The organism is Clostridioides sp. ZZV15-6598, assembly GCF_020657705.1.
Taxonomy (GTDB): Bacteria; Bacillota; Clostridia; order Peptostreptococcales; family Peptostreptococcaceae; genus Clostridioides; species Clostridioides difficile_F.
Genome location: NZ_JAGWCS010000018.1, coordinates 1 through 23420, shown reverse-complemented (window position 1 = coordinate 23420; position 23420 = coordinate 1). Strand labels below are relative to the sequence as shown.

At 28.9% G+C, this 23420-nt stretch carries 22 protein-coding genes and 1 riboswitch; of the genes, 16 read left to right on the top strand and 6 right to left on the bottom strand.

Annotated elements, in window-relative coordinates; genetic code table 11:
- Positions 1 to 177: 177 nt before the first annotated feature.
- Positions 178 to 2868 (bottom strand): magnesium-translocating P-type ATPase, encoded by a 2691-nt coding sequence (gene mgtA / locus KGF50_RS05525; RefSeq protein ID WP_227847169.1) that lies wholly within the window; start codon positions 2866 to 2868, stop codon positions 178 to 180.
- A gap of 360 nt (positions 2869 to 3228) precedes the next feature.
- Positions 3229 to 3387, bottom strand: a riboswitch (M-box (ykoK) riboswitch).
- Positions 3388 to 3797: 410 nt separating this feature from the next.
- Here mgtA and KGF50_RS05520 point away from each other — a divergent pair.
- The 3 genes from KGF50_RS05520 to KGF50_RS05510 all read left to right on the top strand — a co-directional run bounded on the left by KGF50_RS05520 (position 3798) and on the right by KGF50_RS05510 (position 8161).
- Positions 3798 to 6677: an EAL domain-containing protein gene (locus KGF50_RS05520; RefSeq protein WP_227847168.1), complete on the top strand. Its 2880-nt coding sequence runs from the start codon at positions 3798 to 3800 to the stop codon at positions 6675 to 6677.
- Between the two features lie 366 nt (positions 6678 to 7043).
- Entirely contained in the window at positions 7044 to 7505 is a 462-nt protein-coding gene (locus KGF50_RS05515) for an Lrp/AsnC family transcriptional regulator (RefSeq protein WP_413926794.1), read from the top strand.
- A 71-nt stretch (positions 7506 to 7576) separates the two neighbouring features.
- Positions 7577 to 8161, top strand: coding sequence for a DJ-1/PfpI family protein (locus KGF50_RS05510; protein ID WP_227847167.1), 585 nt, complete (start codon positions 7577 to 7579; stop codon positions 8159 to 8161).
- A 4-nt stretch (positions 8162 to 8165) separates the two neighbouring features.
- Here KGF50_RS05510 and KGF50_RS05505 read toward each other — a convergent pair whose 3' ends face one another.
- Positions 8166 to 8489: a winged helix-turn-helix transcriptional regulator gene (locus KGF50_RS05505; RefSeq protein ID WP_227847166.1), complete on the bottom strand. Its 324-nt coding sequence runs from the start codon at positions 8487 to 8489 to the stop codon at positions 8166 to 8168.
- A 153-nt stretch (positions 8490 to 8642) separates the two neighbouring features.
- Here KGF50_RS05505 and KGF50_RS05500 point away from each other — a divergent pair, with 153 nt between their 5' ends.
- Complete coding sequence (locus KGF50_RS05500) at positions 8643 to 9161, top strand: nitroreductase family protein (protein ID WP_227847165.1); 519 nt, start codon at positions 8643 to 8645, stop codon at positions 9159 to 9161.
- Positions 9162 to 9370: 209 nt separating this feature from the next.
- Here KGF50_RS05500 and KGF50_RS05495 read toward each other — a convergent pair whose 3' ends face one another.
- On the bottom strand, positions 9371 to 10039 hold the full coding sequence (locus tag KGF50_RS05495) for a phenylalanine--tRNA ligase beta subunit-related protein (protein WP_227847164.1): 669 nt from the start codon (positions 10037 to 10039) through the stop codon (positions 9371 to 9373).
- 114 nt (positions 10040 to 10153) lie between these two features.
- Here KGF50_RS05495 and KGF50_RS05490 point away from each other — a divergent pair, with 114 nt between their 5' ends.
- From KGF50_RS05490 to clpP, 7 genes are all read left to right on the top strand, one after another.
- Entirely contained in the window at positions 10154 to 11569 is a 1416-nt protein-coding gene (locus KGF50_RS05490) for a PLP-dependent aminotransferase family protein (RefSeq protein ID WP_227847163.1), read from the top strand.
- 149 nt (positions 11570 to 11718) lie between these two features.
- The gene (locus tag KGF50_RS05485) at positions 11719 to 12471 is read left to right on the top strand and encodes an ATP-binding cassette domain-containing protein (RefSeq protein WP_227847162.1); all 753 of its coding nucleotides are present in this window, start codon (positions 11719 to 11721) and stop codon (positions 12469 to 12471) included.
- Complete coding sequence (locus tag KGF50_RS05480) at positions 12464 to 13315, top strand: ABC transporter permease (RefSeq protein ID WP_227847161.1); 852 nt, start codon at positions 12464 to 12466, stop codon at positions 13313 to 13315. Before KGF50_RS05485 ends, KGF50_RS05480 begins: the two co-directional genes overlap by 8 nt.
- A gap of 64 nt (positions 13316 to 13379) precedes the next feature.
- Positions 13380 to 13817, top strand: a complete 438-nt coding sequence (locus KGF50_RS05475; RefSeq protein ID WP_227847160.1) for a LytTR family DNA-binding domain-containing protein — start codon at positions 13380 to 13382, stop codon at positions 13815 to 13817.
- A 15-nt stretch (positions 13818 to 13832) separates the two neighbouring features.
- On the top strand, positions 13833 to 14276 hold the full coding sequence (locus tag KGF50_RS05470) for a DUF3021 family protein (protein WP_227847159.1): 444 nt from the start codon (positions 13833 to 13835) through the stop codon (positions 14274 to 14276).
- Between the two features lie 134 nt (positions 14277 to 14410).
- Positions 14411 to 14893 (top strand): helix-turn-helix domain-containing protein, encoded by a 483-nt coding sequence (locus KGF50_RS05465; RefSeq protein WP_227847158.1) that lies wholly within the window; start codon positions 14411 to 14413, stop codon positions 14891 to 14893.
- Complete coding sequence (clpP, locus tag KGF50_RS05460; protein WP_227847157.1) at positions 14890 to 15474, top strand: ATP-dependent Clp endopeptidase proteolytic subunit ClpP; 585 nt, start codon at positions 14890 to 14892, stop codon at positions 15472 to 15474. Before KGF50_RS05465 ends, clpP begins: the two co-directional genes overlap by 4 nt.
- A 377-nt stretch (positions 15475 to 15851) precedes the next feature.
- On the opposite strand, the gene KGF50_RS05455 is transcribed toward clpP, so the two are convergent.
- Complete coding sequence (locus KGF50_RS05455; protein ID WP_227847156.1) at positions 15852 to 16343, bottom strand: DUF2284 domain-containing protein; 492 nt, start codon at positions 16341 to 16343, stop codon at positions 15852 to 15854.
- 280 nt (positions 16344 to 16623) lie between these two features.
- On the opposite strand from KGF50_RS05455, the gene KGF50_RS05450 reads away from it, so the two are divergent.
- The 5 genes from KGF50_RS05450 to KGF50_RS05430 all read left to right on the top strand — a co-directional run bounded on the left by KGF50_RS05450 (position 16624) and on the right by KGF50_RS05430 (position 21716).
- The gene (locus KGF50_RS05450; protein ID WP_227847155.1) at positions 16624 to 17703 is read left to right on the top strand and encodes a glycosyltransferase family 2 protein; all 1080 of its coding nucleotides are present in this window, start codon (positions 16624 to 16626) and stop codon (positions 17701 to 17703) included.
- Between the two features lie 73 nt (positions 17704 to 17776).
- Positions 17777 to 19369, top strand: a complete 1593-nt coding sequence (locus KGF50_RS05445; protein ID WP_255654773.1) for an exosporium glycoprotein BclB-related protein — start codon at positions 17777 to 17779, stop codon at positions 19367 to 19369.
- Positions 19370 to 19523: 154 nt separating this feature from the next.
- Positions 19524 to 20285: an epoxyqueuosine reductase gene (locus KGF50_RS05440; protein WP_227847153.1), complete on the top strand. Its 762-nt coding sequence runs from the start codon at positions 19524 to 19526 to the stop codon at positions 20283 to 20285.
- A gap of 263 nt (positions 20286 to 20548) precedes the next feature.
- Positions 20549 to 20827, top strand: coding sequence for a CD3324 family protein (locus KGF50_RS05435; RefSeq protein ID WP_227847152.1), 279 nt, complete (start codon positions 20549 to 20551; stop codon positions 20825 to 20827).
- Positions 20828 to 21122: 295 nt separating this feature from the next.
- Complete coding sequence (locus tag KGF50_RS05430) at positions 21123 to 21716, top strand: DUF1062 domain-containing protein (RefSeq protein ID WP_227847151.1); 594 nt, start codon at positions 21123 to 21125, stop codon at positions 21714 to 21716.
- A gap of 82 nt (positions 21717 to 21798) precedes the next feature.
- Here the strand turns inward: KGF50_RS05430 and KGF50_RS05425 are convergent, their stop codons facing one another.
- Both KGF50_RS05425 and KGF50_RS05420 read right to left on the bottom strand, forming a co-directional pair.
- Positions 21799 to 22635, bottom strand: a complete 837-nt coding sequence (locus KGF50_RS05425; protein WP_227847150.1) for a prenyltransferase — start codon at positions 22633 to 22635, stop codon at positions 21799 to 21801.
- 69 nt (positions 22636 to 22704) lie between these two features.
- Positions 22705 to 23334, bottom strand: a complete 630-nt coding sequence (locus KGF50_RS05420; protein ID WP_227847149.1) for a DUF3786 domain-containing protein — start codon at positions 23332 to 23334, stop codon at positions 22705 to 22707.
- Positions 23335 to 23420 lie beyond the last annotated feature (86 nt).

Sequence of the window (23420 nt, the reverse complement as noted above, 5' to 3'; positions counted from 1 at the left end):
ACAGGACAACTTTTATAATACAATAAGTTTAAGTTATATTATAAAAATAAAGATAAAGGATATGAATTAATTACAATAAAATAGAAGATACTTACAAGATTTTAAAAAAGTAAATAGCTTCTTTTATTTGAATATATTTTTAAGTATTTATATCTATACAATATATAAATACTTAAATTATAGCAATTCTCCATATTTTTTTATAAAGATTTTTTTTAACATAGTTACCAATACCATATAAGATAAGATAGTAAAAATTAACCCTATAAAATAAATATCTGGAAGTGGAATCATGCCAATAGAATTTCCAAATGATGTATAAGGTATAATAGTCCCAATTGTAATTCCGATTGTTGTTAAAAGTGTTAGTTTCCATGAAGCTCTACTTTTAATAAATGGAATGTGTGGAGTTCTTATCATATGGATAACTAATGTTTGAGACCATAAAGATTCTACAAACCATCCTGCATGAAATAAAGATATAAAACCAAGTTGACTTGTAGTATCTAAGCTATGAAAACTTCCGCCAAATACCTTTGGACATATGAAAAAGTACATTAATATATATGTTGTAATATCAAATATTGAGCTAGTTGGACCAATCCAAGTCATAAATTTACTTATAGATGATGAGTCCCATTTTCTTGGTATTTTTAGATAATCATCATCTACATTATCCCATGGAATAGTTATACATGAGATATCATAGATTAAGTTTAGTACTAAAATTTGAATTGGTAACATTGGTAAAAATGGTAGAAATGCACTTGCTATTAATACAGAAAACATATTTCCAAAATTAGAACTTGCTGTCATCTTTATATATTTTATAATATTTGCATATGTTTTTCTTCCTTCAATAACACCTTCTTCTAACACCATAAGGTCTTTTTCAAGCAGTATAATATTTGCACATTCCTTAGCAATATCAACAGCTGTATCAACAGATATTCCAACATCAGATTCTTTCATAGCAGCAGCATCATTTATACCATCACCCATAAAACCAACAGTATGACCATTTCTACGAAGAGATGCAACTATACGAGATTTTTGTTCTGGAGAAAGTTTTGCAAATATACTTGTACATTTAACCATTTCATCAAGTTTAGTATCACTCATGTCTTCTATATCTGAACCAAGTAGAATATTTTCAACTTTAATACCTACTTGCTTACAAATACATTTTGTTACGGCATCATTATCACCAGTTAGGACTTTTACATCAACTCCATTTTCAAGTAAAGCTTTTATAGCATTAGCTGTACTTTTTTTGGGAGGGTCTAAAAATGCAAGATAACCTATTAAAACCATGTTATTTTCGTCAGAAACTGAAAAAGAATCTATAGGTGAAGGATTATTTTTTTGTGCAATACCCAAAACTCTCATACCTTCATCATTATATTTAGAAACAGTTGTAAGAACTTCTTTACGTATTTCATTAGTGATTAACTGAATATTACCTTTATATTCAACATGAGTGCAAATTGATAGCATTTCTTCAATAGCACCTTTTGTAATAAGCTGAGTTTTTCCTAGTTCATTTTTAACTACTACACTCATTCTTCTTCTATTGAAATCGAATGGGATTTCATCAATCTTTGTATAGTTTTTCCAAAGTTCTTGCATACCATTTTCATTTGCATGGTTGATAATAGCTATATCCATAAGGTTCTTAAGACCTGTTTGATGGTAACTATTTAAAAATGCATGACGAAGAACTCGTTTATCTTCTTTGCCATGAATATCAAGAGAGTATTCTAAGATTACTTTATCTTGAGTCAAAGTTCCTGTTTTGTCAGTGCAAAGTATATCCATAGCACCAAAGTTTTGGATAGAACTTAAATCTTTAACAATAACCTTTTTCTTTGACATAGCAACTGCTCCTTTTGCAAGGTTTGCAGATACTAACATTGGTAACATCTCTGGTGTAAGCCCAACTGCTACTGAAAGTGCAAACAAAAATGCTTCTGTCCAATCTCCTTTTGTAAAGCCGTTTACAAAGAGAACAATTGGAACCATGACAAACATAAATCTTATAAGCAACCATGAAACTGAATTAACACCCTTTTCAAAACTTGTTATAGTTTTTTTATTTGTTATTTGCTGAGCAATAGAACCAAATATAGTACAATCACCTACTGCAATGACAATAGCTACAGCTGAGCCACTGATTACATTACTACCCATAAATGCAAGGTTGTCTAAATCAAGAACATTATTTGAAGTACTTTTTTTAGTATTAGAAAACTTTTCTATTGGTTCACTTTCTCCTGTAAGAGAAGACTGACTAACAAATAAATCTTTAGATTGTAATATACGTACATCAGCTGGAACCATATCACCAGCAGCAAGATGGATAATATCTCCAACTACAACTTCTCTTAGTGGTATTTCCACTAATTCTTTAGAATTACGCATAACTGCTATAGTAGTATTTACCATTTCGCTTAGAGCTTGAGCTGCTTTTCCAGAGCGAGATTCTTGAATAAATTGCAATAGACCACTTATAGTTACCATTGTTAAGACTATAATAACTGTAGTTGCGTTTTTATCATTAGGTTTTGCTAAAACAACATCTGTAATAAAAGAAATTATAGCTAAAGCAAGAAGTACAATAGTAAAGGGATTTATAAAAGATTTTATAAATTTTTTTATCAAAGAATCACCATTTTTTTGAGTGATTTCATTTTTACCGTACTTATCTTGCATTTTATTAACCATTTTTTCGCAATAGCCATTATAAGAATTTTCATATTCGTTTAATAAAATACAGGCATTCATTGTAGCTGAATCAATTAAACGTTCTTTTGAAGTTGAACTAGATGTAGTTCTTGTAATAAATTTTTTATTTAATTTTTTTATCATGTCTAAATCCTCCTTAATAATTATCTGTTTTGTACAGAAAAAAGGAAGTAAAGACATAAGCCTGTGACGAAAACACATCGCTTATTTTATATTTATTAAAAACAGGCAGAAGAAATAAGACGTACAAAATAGTACATGTATTCTTCAAATAAGTGACTACTTCGCCCAACAGGGCTTATGCTACTACTACTTCCTACGTCCATTTTCTCCACCTCCTAAATTCAAAATATATAAACCTATAATAGACAAATAGGCATTAAAAAATCCCTTGTCAAAGCAAGAGCAATGACAAGGGAATTAAATCCATATAAAAATAACCAAGGTATAAAAACCTAAGTATATTTATAAAACAGTACAAACTGTTTCATTCATCGTTCAAGCTTTAACTTCATAGGGCGATGAAATTGCGTTAGATTATGCCTTGGAATCGACATAAACTGTTGACCTTCTCATAGTGTCTCCACTATTTTGCGGCAGCAACCCGTATCCCTATGGTAGCCTCACCTACCGAAATATTTAATTTCTCTAAAATTGTAAGCTATAAAAAAATATTTGTCAATAGATTTAAAAAAATTAGGTAAAGTTAATATTTTCTATTACTTGTTATAAATTATATATTTTTCCCTAGAATGGTATATTCATAAAATATTGCAACTTATAAAATCAAAGGTGTAGTATTGTTGAACTTTCAATGGTATGCTAAGATATTTATATAATTATAATAAATAAAAATATATAATGACTATATAAAAGTTATACATTCAGAGTAATCACTAAAAATATATGTTTATTATTCTTAGATAAACATATATTTTTTTAAGTATTAAGTATAATTATAAGTTTATGCATGATATAAATCTAAGTAATTTATTATTAGAATGATTATAAATAATTTGAGCAAAGATTTTATATGAGGGGGGATAAAGTTTGTGTCAATTAAGAGATTTATTTTCATCGTATTTTTAATTAATTGTATGATATTTATGTGTTTTCCAATACAATCACTTGCAAATACAGAAAATCGTGTTATAAAAGTAGGTTTTTTTGATTTTGAAGGATATCATGATTATGATAAAAATGGAAATAGAAATGGGTATGGATATGAATATCTTCATGAGATTGGAAAGCATACTGGATGGACATATGAATATGTATCTGGTACATGGGAAGAGTGTCAAACTATGTTAGAAAATGGACAGATTGACTTACTTACTTCTGCACAATATACAAAAGAACGTGCTGAGAAATTTGATTTTTCAGAAGTACCTATGGGAAGTAGTTATGCACGGCTTACAGTAAAAAGTGGAAACTCAAAGTATGTACCAAATGATTATAAAAATTTTAATGGAATAAAGATTGGACTACTTTATGGAAATAGTAGAAATGAACATTTAAAGAAATTTGCAAGTGAAAAAGGATTTAATTACACATCTAAATATTTTGAAAATCAGGAAGAATTGGAAAATGCATTAAAAAGCGGAAAAGTAGATGCAATATTAACTAGTAGTTTGAGAAAAGTTAAAAATGAAAATGTAATTGCTCAATTTTCTCCATCTCCATTTTATTGTATTGTAAAAAAAGGTAATACTGAACTATTACAAGAGGTAAATGAAGCGTTAGAAGATATTGAAATGGATAATCCAGCATATAAGTTTAATTTATATAGTAAGTACTATCAGTCTAGTAATAAAGATACATTTATTCTTTCTAAGGAAGAAAGCGATTACTTAAAAAGAAATAATCGTATACGTGTAGTAAGTATGCCAAACTCCTATCCATTATCATATTTAGATAAAGGTAAACTTAAAGGTATTATACCAGATATATTTAATTTAATTGTAAAAGACCTTGGATTAAGTATAGATTATGTAAAATCTAATTCATATAAAGAATCCATTGATATGGTAAAAGAGGGAAAAGCAGATGTTATATGTTTTTTTAATTCGGATTATGGATGGGCAGAGCAGAATGAAATTAAGATTACAGCTCCTTATATGAAATTGAACTATAGCACAATAACTAAAAATTACAAAAATACTAAATTTGATAATATGGCTGTTTCTGAGAGTGATATATTTAATGATGATTATCTCAAAGAACACTATAAAGGTATCAATATTCAAAGCTATAAATCTGAAGAAAAAGCTATAAATGCAGTGAAAAGTGGAGATGCAGATGCTGCATTTGTAAATACATATTCTGCTGAAGACTATATACAAAAAGACTATAATAATTTAAAAGCAATTCTAGTTACTGATTATAAAACTAATATATCTTTAGGTGTTGGAAAAAATATAAATCCAACATTATATTCCATTTTAGATAAGAGAATAAATGCACTTAATAAAGATGAGTGTTCAGAAATTATTGCAAAGCAGACAATTTTTCAAGACTATAAAATTAGCTTATCACAGTATATTCATCAGCATCCAGTTCAAACAGTTTTAATTTCTTTTTGTTTCTTTTTAGTTATAATAGCAGTACTTTCTTATGTTATTGCAATCAACAAAAGACATTCCACTCATATTTTTGATTTGGCATTTAAAGATATAGAAAATGGAGTTTGGAATTACAATGGATTTGAAGAACAAGCACCACGAATTCTAGAAAAGCATAGAGAAAAATTTTATGCAGTAATTGCTTTTGATATATCTAAGTTTGCTGTCATAAATGAAAATTACGGTAGAGATTCTGGCGATATGATTATAAAAGAAATTGCATCAGTTTTGAATAGAGTTATTGGAGACAGGGCATTAATAGCTCATGTAAAAGCAGACCATTTTCTTTTACTTTTACCATATGATTTTAAACAAGATTTGGAATTAACTCTTATTGATATAAGTAAAAGTATATCATACTTTGAAGTTAAGGGATTTGGCATTAAAGTAAAGGCAAACTTTGGAGTATATATTATTAAAGAGGAAGACATTGTTATTACAAAGGCTATTGATTATGCTGAAATTGCTAGAAGAAAAGCAAAAAGAAGCAATTCATCTATTATATATTTTGATGAATCTCTCAGAGAAAGTCTTAATAAAGAAAAAGAGATTGTTGATAGAATAGATTATGCATTAGAACATAATGAATTTCAGGTGTATTATCAACCCAAGTTTGATATGAGAACAAACAATATTATTGGTGCAGAAGCACTTGTTAGGTGGAATCATAAAGAACTTGGATTTATGAATCCAGGAGAATTTATTCCTATACTTGAAAAGAGTGGTGGAATTATAGATGTTGATTTTTTTGTGTTAGAAGAAGTATGTAAGTTGACAAGGTTTTGGATAGATTCTGGAGTTAAACCTATTTCAATCTCTGTAAATCAATCAAGAGTACATTTTCAGAAAAAAGATTATATAAATAGATTACAAAGTTTACTTGCTAAATATGATATACCTAAAAGTGTAATTGAACTTGAGATAACTGAAAGTCTATTTGAAAATGATAGTATATCAAATGATATGATAAATGAGATTAAGGAACTTGGTTTTTTAATTTCTGTTGACGATTTTGGCTCTGGATATTCTTCATTACATCTTCTAAATCAAGTTTCTGTAGATATTCTTAAAATAGATAAATCTCTCTTAGATAATTCTGAAGGAAAAGGTAAGGTAGGTAAGATTATTAGTAAAGTAGTTGAGATGGCAACTGATTTAGGATTAGAGGTGATTTGTGAAGGTGTTGAAAGGATAGAACAAGCAGAATTTTTAATGAGCATTGATTGTTATTATGCACAAGGTTATTTATATGCAAAGCCTATGCCAAAAGATATGTTTCTTAAAGAAATATATAAATTTAAAGGTATGTAAAAGAATACATATAGTATATGTATATAGAGAAATACATCTAATATTAATTACTAAGTAATGATTGTAATTTTATAAATATATAAATTATAATCATTACTTTTTTTATAAAATAAAAAAAATTATTATTACGAAATAATAATTTAAAGAGTATTAGCTTTATACTTAAAAAATTGAGTTGATATGGATAATAAAAATACTAACATTATCTTGCTTTAAATATTTTAAGTGTGTTATGTATATTATATTTAATTAGTTTAAAATTTTAATGATAAATACTATTTTTCATTAAATTTTATTGAAATAATTTAAATTATTTACTTATTTTAAATTATTAGCTAGAATTATACTAAATAATTAAGGAGGTGAATAGCCATAGACGAGATAGATTTAAAAATAATTAATTCTCTAAAAAAGAACAGTAGAGCCTCAACTTCTGAAATAAGTAGACAAGTTAATCTATCAATACCAGCAGTTTCAGAGCGGATAAAGAAAATTGAACAGTCAAATATAATTCAAAAGTATACTATTCAAATCAATCGAGAAAAAACAAAATATAAACTTTTAGCTTTCATATTTATCAATACAGATTTATCTAAAAGTATAGAAGAGTTTAAGAAGACTATGTTAGAGTATGACACTGTATTAGAATGTCATCACATTTCAGGAGAATATGATTATTTAATAAAAGTATTAGCAGAGGACACAAATGAACTTGAAAAATTTATATCAATAACTTTGAAAAAAATCAGAGGAATCCAGAAAGCTAATACAACCATTGTTTTATCAACAATTAAAGAGGAGATTAATACAATCAAAGATATTTTTTAGATAAGCATAGACTAAAATATTGATTATATTAATACCTACTTTATTACATATTTTTAGGAGGAAAATACAATATGAAAGTTTTAGTTTTTTTAGCAAAAGGTTTTGAAACTATGGAATTCAGCGTATTTGTAGATGTTATGGGATGGGCCAGAAATGATTATGATTACGAGATAGATGTAGTAACTGGTGGATTTAAAAAGCAAGTTGTAAGCACATTTAATGTTCCAATATTAGTTGACAAAACAATAGATGAAATATGTGTAGATGATTATGATGCCTTAGCTATTCCTGGAGGATTTGAAGAGTTTGGATTTTATGATGAAGCATATGATATATCTTTTTTAAACTTAATAAGAGAGTTTGATGCAAAAGGAAAGATAATTGCTACTATTTGTGTAGCAGCTTTACCTGTTGGTAAAAGTGGTGTTTTAAAAAATCGTAAAGCCACTACATATCATTTAAAAGATGGTCAAAGACAAAAACAGTTAAGTGAATTTGATGTAAATGTAGTCAATGAGCCAATTGTTGTAGATAGAAATATTATAACTTCATATTGTCCAGAAACCGCGCCACATGTGGCTTTTAAGCTTTTAGAAATGTTGACATCCAAGGAACATATGGAAGTTGTAAAATTAGCTATGGGATTTAAATTATAATAAATTAAAGATTATTTAAGTAATCAGAACCCCAATCACACATAACATCTAAAATAGGAATAATGCTTTTTCCAAAATCGGATAATGAATATTCCACTTTTGGAGGCACAACAGGATAAACAACTCTTACAATTAAACTATCTGCTTCTAATTCACGTAATTGTTGAGTTAACATTTTAGGAGTTGCTTTAGGTATTAATTTTCTAAGTTCATTAAATCTTAATGTGGTATCTTTAAGATGCCAAAGAATAAGTGTCTTGTATTTACCACCAATCAATGCAAGTGTTGCTTCTATAGGACAACTGTAATTACTTGAACATTTTTTCATTTTTTTAGACCTCACAATATATTTTGAAGTACCTTTTTTGGTACTATGTTACAAAAAAGTGCATTATTGTAATATAAAATTATAGTGATAAAATTATAGCATAGGTTAAATAAATCATCAACTTAGCCTAATAAAATGATAGGGGGGAAATAAATGAATTTTGTTGAAATCGCCAAAACAAGATATTCTTGTCGTAATTATCAGGACAAAAAGGTTGAAAAAGAAAAATTGGAGAAGATTTTAGAAGTTGCTAGAATAGCTCCAACAGGGGGTAACCGCCAGCCTCAAAGATTAATTGTAATACAAGAAACAGAAGGTCTTAATAAAGTTTCTAAGGCTGCAAATATATATGATGCACCATTAGCAATTATCATATGTGGAGATAAGGATAAAGCTTGGACAAGACCTTTTGATGGTAAACAACTTACAGATATTGATACAAGTATAATTACTGACCACATGATGTTACAAGCAACTGAACTTGGGTTAGCAAGTGTATGGGTATGTTATTTCAATCCAGATGTAATTAGAGCAGAATTTAACTTACCAGATAATCTTGAACCAGTAAACATATTACTAATAGGATATGAAGCTGGAACGCCAGAAAGCCCAAATAGACATAATAAAACTCGTCTTCCTTTAAATGAAATTGTTTCTTATGAAACTTTTTAGATATAAAAGTAAGTCATCTATATGAGATATAATGAGTTAGTTTTTTAAATAAAGTTTTAGAAAAAGTTAATGCTTATATAAAATTAATTTTAGTGAAGTATATATCTAGTTGAACAATGATGTATACTTCACTTAGAATATCCACTAATATTTTGAATATCCACTAAACTTAAATTTTCATTATATTAACTAAAATACATCGATATTAATTAAAATACATCAATTAAATCAATTTTAGAGTCTGGAAAACCACTTAAAATATAATCTTTTATATCATTTAGGTGGTTATAAATTTGGTTTTCAGAAATTCCATCAGGTCCATATACAAAGTATAGAATATTTTTAGTTTCTTTTGTAATCTGCGTACGATTATCTGGTCCATTAAGAATACTAGATAGTATACCAAGATTATCTGATAAAAATAAATCGTCTTTTGTTAGAACTTGTTCTCTTTCTCCTATACCATAAAAATGTTCCTCTCCATTTGCTAAATCTATTTTAAAAGGTGATTCTATCTTATCAAGGTCATGTCCTGCTGTTAAAAGAAGGTTTTTTAATTCTGCCAAAAACATTGCTTGAATAGGTATACTTACATTTGGAATACCTTTTGATTTTAGTAAAAGGGATTCTAATTGAAGTAATATAGGATAAGTTTTTTTAAATTTTTTATAATACTTTATGTAGTTGGAAAGAGGTTCTGTTTTAATCTTTTCTTTACGATTGTATTCAGGGTTTTGTGCAATAATATTTTCAATTTCAGCGTTTTTAAGAAGTAAAAAATTTTCTTTGTCAGGCGTTGAATAGGTCATATTTACAATCATAACTCCAAATTTGATATTGGGATAAATTTCTTTTACTCTACTTGATATTTCTAACATAATCTAGACTCCTTTTTATTTTTTGTTTTATGGTATAATCTTAGCAAGTAAAAAATGGATTTTGTAGTTCCATTTTTATAGTAATTTTATAGAACCACTTTTGGAGGTATTAAAATGTGGATTACAATTAATAGAAATAGTGACATATCATTATCAAGACAAATTTATTGTAAGATAAAAGATATGATTTTAGATGGGAGATTAAATTTTGAACAAAAACTACCTTCATCTAGAACTTTGGCCAAAGAACTTTCTGTATCACGAAATACAGTGTTAGATGCATATAATCAATTAATTGCAGAGGGATATTTGGAAACAAGGCATGGTTATGGCACAACTATAGCTAAAGTAATATTAGACCATCAAATTGACTTTAAGTTAGACTATACTTCTGAAATTAGAGACAATTTACATGAGTATAAACAAAATAATTATATAGATTTCTGTTCTGGAATTCCAGAATTAAAGCTATTTCCACGCAAAGAATTATCAAAGTTATATAAACAAATACTACATGATTTGTCAGATTCAGATTTTAGATACAATAGTACTGCGGGGGTGTGGAGATTAAGAGAAGAAATATCACAATATTTATTTCGTACTAGAGGAATTGAATGTAGTCCACGAAATATTATGATTGTTTCTGGTTCAACACAAGGCTTATCTTTAATTTCACAAGTTTTATATAAAAATAATCAAAAAGTTATTGTGGAAGACCCTATTCACAAAGGATTGTTAAAAGTAATTTCTACTGTGGGATATTCAGCTGTTGGAATTCAAGTGGATGATAAAGGTATAAATACTAATCTAATAAAATTTGTAAAGGATGTTTCTTTTATATATACAACACCTTCACATCAATATCCATTAGGTGGTATTTTACCAATTCAAAGAAGATTGGAACTTATTAAATATGCAGTGGAAAACAATTGCTATATAGTTGAAGACGATTATGACAGTGAATTTAGATATGAAGGTCAACCAATTAGCTCCCTTTATGAACTTAATCCCAATAAAGTAATTTATATAGGTTCATTTAGCAAAATCCTATCTCCAGCCATTCGTATGGGATTTATGTTGTTACCAGATGATGTGATAGATGATTATAAATCCTTAAAAATGTATTCTGATGTTCATACAGAATCTATATCTCAGTATGTTCTAGCTGAATTTATTAAAAATGGAGGTTTGGAAAAACATATATTTAAAATGAAGAAGCTATATAATAGAAAGCGTAAATATCTTATTGATATTTTGAATACTGAATTTACAAATGAATTTAAAATCAAAGGTCAAGCAGCAGGGCTTCACATAGTTGTTCATTTTTATAATGTTATTTTTACTGAGAAACTACTCAATCAAATTCATAAAGCAAATATCAAAATTTATCCAATACAGCAATATGCAATTGAAAATAAAATAGAATATGACCATGAAGTTGTCTTAGGATATGCTCATCTTAGTTTTGATGAAATTGAACAGGGAATAAAAATACTTAGCAAAATAATAAATACAAATCAAGATATATAGGTAAGGTTTTTTACAATAGTTTATTTTTAGGTATGTATTTTACTCTAGTTTTTTTACAACTCACATATTCATTTATACTACATACTTCCAATTGTATTGTGTAGACAAATTACTTATTGTATTCTGAAATCATCAATTAAGGAAGGTAGATGAAATGGATGAATAAGATAATAGAAGTAATTAATTTGCAAAAAAGCTATGATACTTTTAAAGTCGTGAAAGGAATTGATTTTTATGTAGAGGAAGGTAATTTGTTTGCATTATTGGGGGCTAATGGTGCTGGAAAATCTACAACAATTGATATTCTTTGTACATTATTGAATTATGATAGTGGAGAAGTAATTATAGATGGGCATAAGTTAGGCGTAGAGGATAATAAAATTAAAGAAAAAATTGGAGTAGTATTTCAAGAAAGTATACTAGACCCACTTTTGACAGTAAGAGAAAATCTTACAATTCGTGCAAAATTTTATATTAAGAATAAAGATAAAGTAAGACAAATTGTGCATGAATCTGCTTTGTCTGTAGGGGCTATGGAATTTATAGATAGACCATATGGTAAATTGTCTGGAGGTCAAAAGCGTAGGGCTGATATAGCAAGAGCTCTTTTAAATACTCCTAAAATACTGTTTCTAGATGAGCCTACAACAGGACTTGACCCAGAAGCTAGAAAATGTGTATGGGATACTATATTAAAATTACAAAAACAATATGGTTTTTCTATAGTTCTTACAACCCATTATATGGAGGAGGCTTCAAAAGCAGATTATATTGTAATGCTTGACTATGGTGTTATCACAGCAAAAGGTTCACCTCATGAACTAAAATATAAATACAAAGCAAATAATTTAGATGATGTATTTTTGAATATAGTTAGAAATAGAGGTGAAAAAAATGTTTAATATCGCACAAAGAAATATAATGATTTTTTTAAGAAATAAAAGAGGAGTATTTTCATCTTTTTTAGGTGCAATAATTGTAATCGGCATATATGTTATTTTTTTAGGAGAAAATTTAAAAGAAGGTTATCCAAATATTAAAGACATAAATATATTAATGAATAGTTGGGCAATGGCAGGAATTATTTCTGTTGTTTCTGTAACTACAACAATGGGTTCATTTGGAGTTACAGTATTGGATAAGGAATTAAAAAGAACTAAAGATTTTTATTGTTCGCCTGTTAAGACAAGAGAGTTGGTAGGAGGATATATTTTAAGTTCATATTTAATTGGTGTAATTATGAGTATATTTACATTTATACTTGCAGAGATATATATTGTATTAAGTGGGGGACAATTTTTACCTATGCTTTCTATTATAAAGGTTATTGGTGTAATTTTATTAACAGTTTTATCATCTAGTGCAATGATATTTTTTATTGTAAATTTGTTAAATAGCATAGATACTTTTGCAACTGCTTCTACGATTATAGGTACTCTTATTGGATTCTTGACGGGAATTTATATACCTATTGGAAGCTTACCTCAAGCAGTGCAAACCATTATAAAGGTATTTCCAATTTCACATGGTACTGTATTACTTAGACAAATTATTACAGAGTATCCATCAAAAGTAGCATTTGTGGATTCAACAAATGTATTAACTGCATTTAATGAACATATGGGAGTAACATTTGGTGGTATTGGCAGTTTATCTGAAACTTCAATTTATATTATGTTTCTAGTTATTTCTGCAATAGTCTTTTATTTTGTTACTATACTTATGGTATCAAGAAAAGAAAGCTAGAAATTAATAGTAGGTAAATACAGTATAGTCTTTTTATAGAAATCAAAAGAAAGGATGTGTTAGAGTGAAAGTAATAATTGAAACTCCATTAGATGGAGAAGAGGATGAAATTATCATAAGATGCAGAAATCTTGATGACGAAATGCTTAAATTGATTTTTAACATCAAGATGCAAAGAGAGTCTCTTATAGCATATAAAAATGAACAACTCTATCGTATCAATCCTTTAGATGTTTATTACTTTGAATCTGTAGATAATCATACTTATCTTTATTGTAAGAATGATGTTTATGAGTTTAAGAAGAAGCTTTATCAGATTGAGGAAATCTTTTTAAATAGTGATTTTCTTAGAATATCAAAGTCTGTAATATTAAATCTTACAAAAATAGACTCAATTGTACCAGCTTTTAATGGTAGATTTGAAGTAATACTAGATAATGGTGAAAAGACAATTATTTCACGCCAATATGTACCAATGTTGAAGAAAAAACTAAGGATATAAAGGAGTTGATTGAATATGAATTTAATAAATATACTAAAGAATGTAGTTCGTTATTTTTGTATGATAACTACAGGAGTTTTAATATCTGTTTTTACTTCTTGCCTAGTATTTAGCCCTGAGGAGACATTTAGCATAAGTATTTTCCAACAGATTTTATTAATTGCATTGGTAACATCTCTATCCACACTAATTTTTTATTCAAAACGAGAACTAGGTAGAAAAGAGTTACTAATTCGCCAAGTAATTCATATAATTTTTCTGTTTGTTTTCGTTCTGTGGTTTTCATTTAAAAGTAATTGGATTGATAGTGGTCATATTTTTCAAGCTCTGTTTATAGCACTATCTATATTTATTATCTATCTTTGTATAACACTTGCTACTTGTAAAAGAGATAAGAAAGAATCTATTTTATTAAATAAAGGTCTGAAAGAATATAGAAAAAATAAAATTAGTAAATGATAGATAAAGTAATTCAACAAATTGTAAATTTATTATTAATTGAGTTTTTATATCAGTCATTAATTTAAGATAGCAATTTATATTAAGAAGAAAATTCTTGTATGAGTTATAATACTTAAAAGGAGATGATGAGGTTGAAAACAAATACAGATGTGATTATGGAAATCATTGATTATATAGAAGAACATCTTACAGAAAATCTAAATCTAGATAAAATAGCTGATGTTGCTAGTTATTCAAAATATCATTTACACAGAATGTTTACAAATATTGTGGGATGTACTATGCATCAATACATTAAAAGAAGGAGACTTACTGAAGCAGCTAGACAACTTGTATATACAGATAAATACATTATAGATATAGCTCTTACAGTTGGATATGCTACACACCAATCTTTCACATTAGCATTTAAAACTTTATATAAAGAATCTCCACAAGTATATAGAAGTAAAGATGAATTTTATCCTATTCAACAAAGATTTGTTTTAAATCCAAATCATCAAATCCAAAATGTAGAATGTATTTCTTATACAAGTATTAATTATAAACGAAGAAGAGATGAAATTCATTCTTATCTCAACTTTGATATTAATTGTGAGGTGAAGGTAGCATGAGTTTAGTACCACATGTGATTGAACAAACAGGCCAAGGTGAAAGGTCTTATGACATATATTCAAAACTATTAAAAGATAGAATTATTTTTATAGGAGAAGACATTAATGATGATATTGCAAGTTTAGTAGTGGCTCAATTACTATTTCTAGAATCAGCAGACCCAGATGCAGATATAACTATATATATAAATAGTCCAGGAGGGGTTGTCACATCAGGGTTTGCTATATATGATACTATGAACTATGTCAGATGTGATGTATCAACTATTTGTATTGGTATGGCTGCAAGTATGAGTGCTTTTTTACTTGCTGGAGGTAGAAAAGGTAAAAGGTATGCTTTACCTAATGCAGAGATTATGATACATCAACCTGTGGGTGGAGCTAAAGGTCAAGCAACAGATGTAAAAATAGCAGTAGATAATATGTTGAGAACAAAGGAAAAATTAGATAGAATTCTTTCTGAGAATACTGGAAAATCAATAGAAGATATTAGAGTAGATACAGATAGAGATAATTTTATGACTGCAAAGGAAGCTAAAGAATATGGATTGATTGATTGCATAATGGAGAAAAGAGATTAGATTATTATTTTAAAAGCTTATTCCATAGTATATAACTAATGTTAAAATAATCATGTTTAAATGAACATGGTTATTTTTTTGTTTAAAAAAAGAAGTTTTTTAAAATGGTAAGTAAATGAGTAATAAATAGTAATTTTACGTATCAGTTTAGAGATTTTCTAGAGATATTAACCAATGTGATTGTAATGATATGATAACTTATAGACCACATTGGTTAATTTGCATAAGGAGTTCCTTTAAGTGTAAATTCTATGAACTTATGATAAAAGATAAAGAATATTATAAATATGAGTTTATAAGATATGATTGAATGCTATTGTACAAATAATAAATACAAAAAATTGATATAAAAAGTTGAGTAGAAAATATTAATTTTTTTAATCAACTAATAATAATCCAAAGTGATTTTGAATCTCTCCCTTTTCTCGTAAAGTATTTATTTCAAGTCCATTTGACCTTACTGTAGCAAAAACATCAATACCACAAGCTTCCATTGATGGAGCAGTTTTGTTAGGAAAACTACAAGTATCAGGATTACATTTGGCACACTTTGTACAAGGACCACTTCCAAAAGCAATGGTTTTATAGTATCCATCTAAAAAAAGTTCTCTTGCTATTTCGACAGCTAAAGGAGTAACAATACTCATTTTATGACATCGAAATAAAATAGCTTTTTCGTAACAATCTATTATTGATTGTGTCTGTTGATAGGTTGGAGTATTGGGTGGACAACAATGACTGTGACCGTATGTATTACAACCAAACTGACACTTGTAAATTGTCCATGCTGCTGTGACAATCGTTTTAGGGTCTATTGAAATTGCAATGTCAGCTCCACTAGATTTTAATATTTCAAAGTATTTTTTCATAAATTACCTCCTATCAAAAATAGTTTGATTTTTTTATATCATATGAATGATTAAATTTTACATATTCTTATCTTTATGGTAACGCAAAAGTACATATCAATCAAATCGAAGTCTTTAAATTCTGAATTCAATAAAAATGAAATATAAATATACATGATAAATAAATTTACCTACTAATTTTTTGTCGCTAAAAATTTTCTGGATTTTAATAACAAAATAAGAAGAAATATCATATATTACTTATGTCTGTAATATATAGAAGACAAAGGAGTTGTACATTATGATTACAATAAGTTTGTGTATGATTGTTAAAAATGAAGAAGAAGTTATAGGCAGATGTTTAGAGTGTGTAAAGGATATAGTGGATGAAATTATAGTTGTAGATACTGGTTCTACAGATTCCACAAAAGAAATAGTCTCAAAATATACAGACAGGGTGTACGATTTCGAATGGATAGATGATTTCTCTGCTGCAAGAAATTTTTCATTTTCTAAGGCTTCTAAGGACTATATAATGTGGCTTGATGCAGATGACATAATTTTAGAAGAAGATAGAGAAAAATTATTAAAAGTTAAAGGTAGTTTAGACCCTTCTATTGATATTGTTATGGCAAAATACAATGTGTCTTTTGATGAAAATGATAAACCAACTCTTTCATATTATAGGGAACGATTATTTAAGAGAAGTTCTAACTATAAGTGGGTTGACCCTATTCATGAAGTAATACCTCTTGTTGGAGAGATAGTTTATTCTGACATAGCAATATCTCATAAAAAACTTCACAGACAGGACCCCCTTAGAAATCTTAGGATTTTTGAAAAAATGATTTCAGAAGGAAAAGTATTGGAAGCAAGACATCAATTTTATTATTCCAGAGAGTTATACTATAATGCAAGATATGAAGAAGCAATAGAAGGTTTTACTAGATTTTTAGATTCATCTCAAGGATGGATTGAAGATTGTATAAGTGCTTGCAGAGATTTAGCCACATGTTATTACTTAATTAATAATGAAAAAAATGCCTTATATTCTTTATTTAGAAGCTTTGAATTTGATGAGCCAAGAGCAGAAGTTTGTTGTGATATAGGAAAGCACCTATTTGATAGACAAAAATATAGAGAAGCAATTTTCTGGTATAAGGTAGCATTAACTAGAGAAAAAAATGATATTAATGGAGGCTTTAAACTAAATGACTGTTATGGATATTTACCATATATACAATTAAGTGTATGTTATGACAAATTAAGAGCAATGGATAAAGCTATTTATTATCATGAAAAAGCGAAAGAGATTAAACCTAATGATAGTGCTATTTTGTACAACGAAGATTATTTTAGTAAGTTTAGAAATATTTTATAAGTCATGATAATATTAATTTTTAAAAATTTTATAGAGCTTAAAAGCTCAAATATATCAAGGAGTGGTTTTAATAATGAGTGGAAATAAATATTTTGGCCCATTTAATGATAATGATAACGATAACAATAGTTATAATAGAAGTTGTAATAAAAGCTGTAATTCTCATCATAGCTGTCCAACATCATGTATAGGTCCAACAGGACCAAAGGGAAATACAGGAGCAACAGGCCCAACAGGTCCAAAAGGAAATACAGGAGCAAGAGGAAGTACTGGTCCAATAGGTCCAAGAGGAAATACAGGAGTAAGAGGTTCAACAGGTTCAGTAGGCCCAACAGGTCCAAGAGGAAATACAGGAGTAACAGGCCCAACAGGAGCAACAGGAAATACAGGAGTAAGAGGTCAAGTAGGGGCAACAGGCTCAGTAGGACCAAAAGGAAGTACAGGAGCGACAGGCCCAACAGGGAGAACAGGAAATACAGGAGTAAGAGGAGCGACAGGTTCAGTAGGAGCAACAGGTTCAGTAGGACCAAAGGGAAATACAGGAGCAACAGGTCCAACAGGGATAATAGGAAATACAGGAGTAAGAGGATCAACAGGAGCAACAGGAAATACAGGAGTAACAGGGAATACAGGGTTAAGAGGTCTAACAGGTCCAACAGGAAATACAGGAGCGACGGGAAACACAGGGTTAAGAGGTCTAACAGGAGCAACAGGAAATACAGGAGCAGACGGAGCAACGGGAGCAAGAGGAGTAACAGGTCCAACAGGTTCAACAGGAAATACAGGGTTAAGAGGCGCAACAGGAGTAACAGGAAATACAGGGGCAGACGGATCGACAGGAGCAAGAGGAGCAACAGGAAATACAGGGGCAGATGGGACAACAGGTCCAACAGGAGCAACAGGAAATACAGGAGCAGATGGAGCAACAGGTCCAACAGGAGCAACAGGGAATACAGGAGCAGATGGAGTAACAGGTCCAACAGGAGCAACAGGGAATACAGGAGCAGATGGAGTACCAGGAGCAACAGGAGCAACAGGTGCGACAGGAAATACAGGAGCAGATGGAGCAACAGGTCCAACAGGAGCAACAGGAAATACAGGAGTAGATGGAGCAACAGGGCCGACAGGAAATACAGGAGTAGCAGGAGCAAGTGCAATAATACCTTTTGCATCAGGTATACCATTATCACTTACAACTATAGTTGGCGGATTAGTAGGTACACCAGGATTTGTTGGATTTGGTAGTTCAGCTCCAGGTGTAAGTATAGCTAGTGGAACAATAGACCTTACAAATCCAGCTGGAACATTGACTAACTTTGCATTTTCAATGCCAAGAGGTGGAACAATAACATCTATGTCAGCATATTTTAGTACAACAGCAGGGCTTTCACTTGTTGGTTCAACAATTACAATAAGAGCAACACTTTATCAATCAACTTCACCAAATAATACATTTACAGCTGTACCAGGAGCAACAGTAACACTAGCCCCATCGCTTATGGGAGTATTGTCAGTCGGTTCAACTTCTCATGGAATTACAACTGGATTAAATATATCAGTAACAGCGGAAACTCGTCTCTTGCTAGTATTTACTGCATCAGCTTCAGGTCTTTCATTAGTCAATACTGTAGCAGGTTATGCAAGTGCAGGAATCTCTATTAATTAGATTGAATAATTAAAATAAATAAACTTCTAGTATTTGATTTATATACTAGAAGTTTTTTGTTTTAACATCAATTAATAAGCATCTTCTAGAGCACTGTTATATAATATAAAATAATAGCATGAAATTAGAGATAGAATTGTCTAGGGGGGATATTATGAAAGATAGAATTGAAGGGTTAATGAATAATTTTGTAAAAGATTATCATAAGTCAAATAATATAATTACAAAGTGGCAAGAACTTTTATTTGCCTATGCTTCTGCTGAAGATGACATGTTTCATCAGTTAAAAAATATTGTAGGAATATCTCATGCTATGCCAAAAGATTTTTTAAAAGATGGCAAGACTATAATTACATATTTTATACCATTTGATGAAAGCATAAATAATAGTAATATTAGTGGACTTGAATGTTCAGAAAGTTGGGCGAGATCTTATATAGAAACTAATAAATTAATTTCTGATTTAAATAATTTTTTATGTGAAGAGCTAGGAAATATGGGATTTGACTCCTATGCAATTCCTGGGTCATATAATTTTGATAATGATAAATTGATTAGTGACTGGTCACAAAGACATGTAGCATTCATAGCAGGTCTTGGAACTTTTGGTCTAAATAATATGCTTATTACAAAAAAAGGATGTTGTGGAAGGATAGGAAGTATAATCACAAGTTTAGAATTAGAACCAACTAAAAGGCCAAAAAAGGAATACTGTTTGTATAAACATAATAATAGTTGTAAAAAGTGTGTAAGTAAATGCGTGAAAAAAGCTTTGAAAGAAGATGGGTTTGATAGAAATAAATGTTATGAAATGTGCATGATAAATGAAAAAAAATATTCTTATATAGGTGGATGTGATATCTGTGGAAAATGTATAGTTGGAGTTCCATGTTCGGTAATAAATCCATCAATGTAAAGAGTTTCTATTAATTAACAATTATAATTTGATATGTTATAAATTTCCAATATAAATAAAAAATAAAGGAATTATGCTGATTGACAACTATTTGTGCTATTGATAGACTTATATGTATTGCTGTGATATAAGGAGGGGTGAGACTTTATGCTTGATTTAATCTTTATTTTTGCATAGCAAGGGCTATTGTAACTATAAAATTTAATATACAGATAGCCCTTTGCTATTCCTAATAAAAAATTACTGTTTAATAGGAGAGCAAAATGAGCTATAAAAAAGCAATACATATATTGCCAGAAGAATTACTTAAATTGATACAAGAATATGTGGATGGAGAATGTATTTATATTCCCAGAAAATCAAACAATAAAAGAGAATGGGGAAGTAATACATCTACTCGTGAAGATTTAACAATTAGAAATATGCAAATTTATGAAGATTATCAAGTTGGTCATGATTTGCAATATTTATCAGAAAAATATTATCTGTCTTTGAAAAGTATTCAAAGAATTGTATTACAAGAAAAAAGAAAAGATATTTAAATGTAAGCCAGTATAGTTATATAACTATACTGGCTTATTTTCTTTTGTTAAAAATGTTTAAGGTATAGTTTTTTTTTAGTGGATGCTATAATTTAATTAATTTCAGAAGCTTATATAATAAAAAAATCCAGTTGTAGTGTATATATTAAGGGGAAATAAATTATTATATAAGTTTATAATTGAAATTAAAATTTATTAAAAATTAGGAGGTACTATTTTGAGAAAAATGCTTGATTATATTCCACCTTTTCATAACTTTCTATTTTAGCAATATTATAGAAAGGAAATTGTATGTATGCAAAAAATTACTTGGGAGATTGAATATAAATCCCAATTACCAGTAATTAGGTACTGTAAAAAATGTGGCAAAAAGACTGAATATATTTGTTCAGATTTATTTAGAGTGAATGCTCAACATAAGTATTTAGATGTTTGGTTAATATATAAATGCTCAAATTGTGATTCCACATGGAATTCAACTATATATTCTCGTATTAATCCAAAAAACTTAAATCCAGAGATATTGGAACAATTTTATACGAATGATTATAATCTTGTTAAACAATATGCTATGAATGTTGAGCTTTTACATAGAAATGGGGCGAAAGTTGGTATCCCGGAATATAAAATAGTAGGTCAAGATATTTGTATTGATGACCTTACACAAGTTCATATTGTAAGTAAGTATCCATGTCAATTGAAGGTATCGACATTATTACGTGAGAAGCTTGGATTATCTCGAAAGGTTTTTGAAGATATGTTAGACTGTGGGATGATAAAAAGCATATCTAGAGTTGACTTAAGGAGAAGTAAATTAAATTATGAGATTGTGTTACAAATTGGAAAGAGTAAACAAGAATATTTAAATCAGTTAGACCAGCCAGTTTAACATATTTTATGTAAATCATTTTAAATAAGTATAGCAGCTTTAAAAAATACAAAGAAGCTATACTTATTTGTGTATAATAGCATTATCTTTTTTCTAGATTTTCTAATATCTCGTGGTAGTGTGTTGTAGCTAGTGCACTTGGCTTACCTTTTTTGCAGAAAGATAACTTGGATAGCTTTGGGACTACACGTTCAACAATAATCTGACTATTTAACATTTTAGATTCAAGTATCTTTAACGCTTCTATAAATCTCTTATCCTTCTTTGCACGATTATAAAATGATAAAACATAGACATAAAGAAATAGGTTATAATTACGGAATGGATATTCAACTTGCATGAATAGTGTGCCAATCCCATAGTGGCAAGGTCCGATTGGTTTTCTAATTGTCCAATGTTCAAGTAAAAAATCTACAGCCTTATCAAGTTTTGGCTCTTTATTTAGATAGTCACTAAAACGGAATGCATCTAATATATTAAGCGTTGGAAGTGGATTTGAGTACTCAGTTTCAGGACCTCGACCAAAACTAAACTTATTGCAACGCCAACCACCGTCAGTATACTGAGTATCTAAAAAGTATTCAAGCGTCTTTTGTATTCTAACATCTGAAGCATATCCCATGTGGCAAAGTGCATTGGTTGCATTAGCTGTATGGCAGGGATAAATACCTCCTTTTGGATACAATTTAAAACGTCCATCTTCTCGCCATGTGCTAAATATCAAGTCAGCACATTCTTTAAGTAAAGTATCAGTAGGTTTTTTACCCAATTCCAACAGATAAAGTACACTATCTAGTGTGGTGAAAGGGGAACCTTTCATTAAACGTTTGTCAGGTGTAGCCCAATAGTCTGCACCATTATCATATCTGTGTGACAATATCTCTTCTATATCTGATAAATATTGATTTTCTATATTCATTTTTTAACTCCATTTCATATTAGATTCTGACTAAATTCATCAAAAACTTTATTATAATAGTATCGATGCTTAGAATTGATTTATTTTATTCAAAATTGCATCTATAGCTGTATCAGGAACAACTGCTAAATCTTCTGCATTAAAATAATAAATTATATTAGAGTCAAATAATATATTTGAATTTGGTGGAAATTCATCATCTCCAAACCAGAGTATAAATATCATAGAAGTATTACCTATGTATGTAAACTTATAAGCTAGGTCACCCATATTTACTTTTTCAGCTCCAATATTCTCCATAACCAGTTTATACTTGTCTATCTGAGATGTAAAGATTTCTGAAAGTCTTGCTAGGGTTCTATTTAGAAAGTTAGGATAGTAAACATTACCTCCAGGGACTTCTTTAAAAGTTATATATTTATTTGTAAGAGGTATACCTTTGGCATTACACAAATACCTAAGCATTAGAATCTTAAGTTCGAAATTTTTGCAGAGGCTTCCATTACCATTCCAAACTTCTCCACTTGGATAATCAACTATATACTGTCTACCAAAAAAATCAATATTAAATTTGCTTGAATCACTATTAAAGTCAGTATTACTTAAATTACTAATTGTATGAGGGTCTAATTCTTTGAGTTTTTTTCGTGCATAATCAAATGGAACATTATAATTACTTGTTTCAATATTTTTATCCATAATATTTTCCTCCAATTTAAAGACCTAAATGTATATTTATAAAAAGCTTTCTTATTATTGATTTTATTATATATCCAGAATATTAC

Bases quoted from the DNA above. Each gene is read 5' to 3' on its own strand.
- mgtA (WP_227847169.1), bottom strand. From the start codon at position 2,868: ATGATAAAAAAATTAAATAAAAAATTTATTACAAGAACTACATCTAGT.
- KGF50_RS05510 (WP_227847167.1), top strand. From the start codon at position 7,577: ATGAAAGTTTTAGTTTTTTTAGCAAAAGGTTTTGAAACTATGGAATTC.
- KGF50_RS05505 (WP_227847166.1), bottom strand. From the start codon at position 8,489: ATGAAAAAATGTTCAAGTAATTACAGTTGTCCTATAGAAGCAACACTT.
- KGF50_RS05500 (WP_227847165.1), top strand. From the start codon at position 8,643: ATGAATTTTGTTGAAATCGCCAAAACAAGATATTCTTGTCGTAATTAT.
- KGF50_RS05495 (WP_227847164.1), bottom strand. From the start codon at position 10,039: ATGTTAGAAATATCAAGTAGAGTAAAAGAAATTTATCCCAATATCAAA.
- KGF50_RS05490 (WP_227847163.1), top strand. From the start codon at position 10,154: ATGTGGATTACAATTAATAGAAATAGTGACATATCATTATCAAGACAA.
- KGF50_RS05485 (WP_227847162.1), top strand. From the start codon at position 11,719: ATGAAATGGATGAATAAGATAATAGAAGTAATTAATTTGCAAAAAAGC.
- KGF50_RS05480 (WP_227847161.1), top strand. From the start codon at position 12,464: ATGTTTAATATCGCACAAAGAAATATAATGATTTTTTTAAGAAATAAA.
- KGF50_RS05470 (WP_227847159.1), top strand. From the start codon at position 13,833: ATGAATTTAATAAATATACTAAAGAATGTAGTTCGTTATTTTTGTATG.
- clpP (WP_227847157.1), top strand. From the start codon at position 14,890: ATGAGTTTAGTACCACATGTGATTGAACAAACAGGCCAAGGTGAAAGG.
- KGF50_RS05455 (WP_227847156.1), bottom strand. From the start codon at position 16,343: ATGAAAAAATACTTTGAAATATTAAAATCTAGTGGAGCTGACATTGCA.
- KGF50_RS05450 (WP_227847155.1), top strand. From the start codon at position 16,624: ATGATTACAATAAGTTTGTGTATGATTGTTAAAAATGAAGAAGAAGTT.
- KGF50_RS05445 (WP_255654773.1), top strand. From the start codon at position 17,777: ATGAGTGGAAATAAATATTTTGGCCCATTTAATGATAATGATAACGAT.
- KGF50_RS05440 (WP_227847153.1), top strand. From the start codon at position 19,524: ATGAAAGATAGAATTGAAGGGTTAATGAATAATTTTGTAAAAGATTAT.
- KGF50_RS05435 (WP_227847152.1), top strand. From the start codon at position 20,549: ATGAGCTATAAAAAAGCAATACATATATTGCCAGAAGAATTACTTAAA.
- KGF50_RS05430 (WP_227847151.1), top strand. From the start codon at position 21,123: ATGCAAAAAATTACTTGGGAGATTGAATATAAATCCCAATTACCAGTA.
- KGF50_RS05425 (WP_227847150.1), bottom strand. From the start codon at position 22,635: ATGAATATAGAAAATCAATATTTATCAGATATAGAAGAGATATTGTCA.
- KGF50_RS05420 (WP_227847149.1), bottom strand. From the start codon at position 23,334: ATGGATAAAAATATTGAAACAAGTAATTATAATGTTCCATTTGATTAT.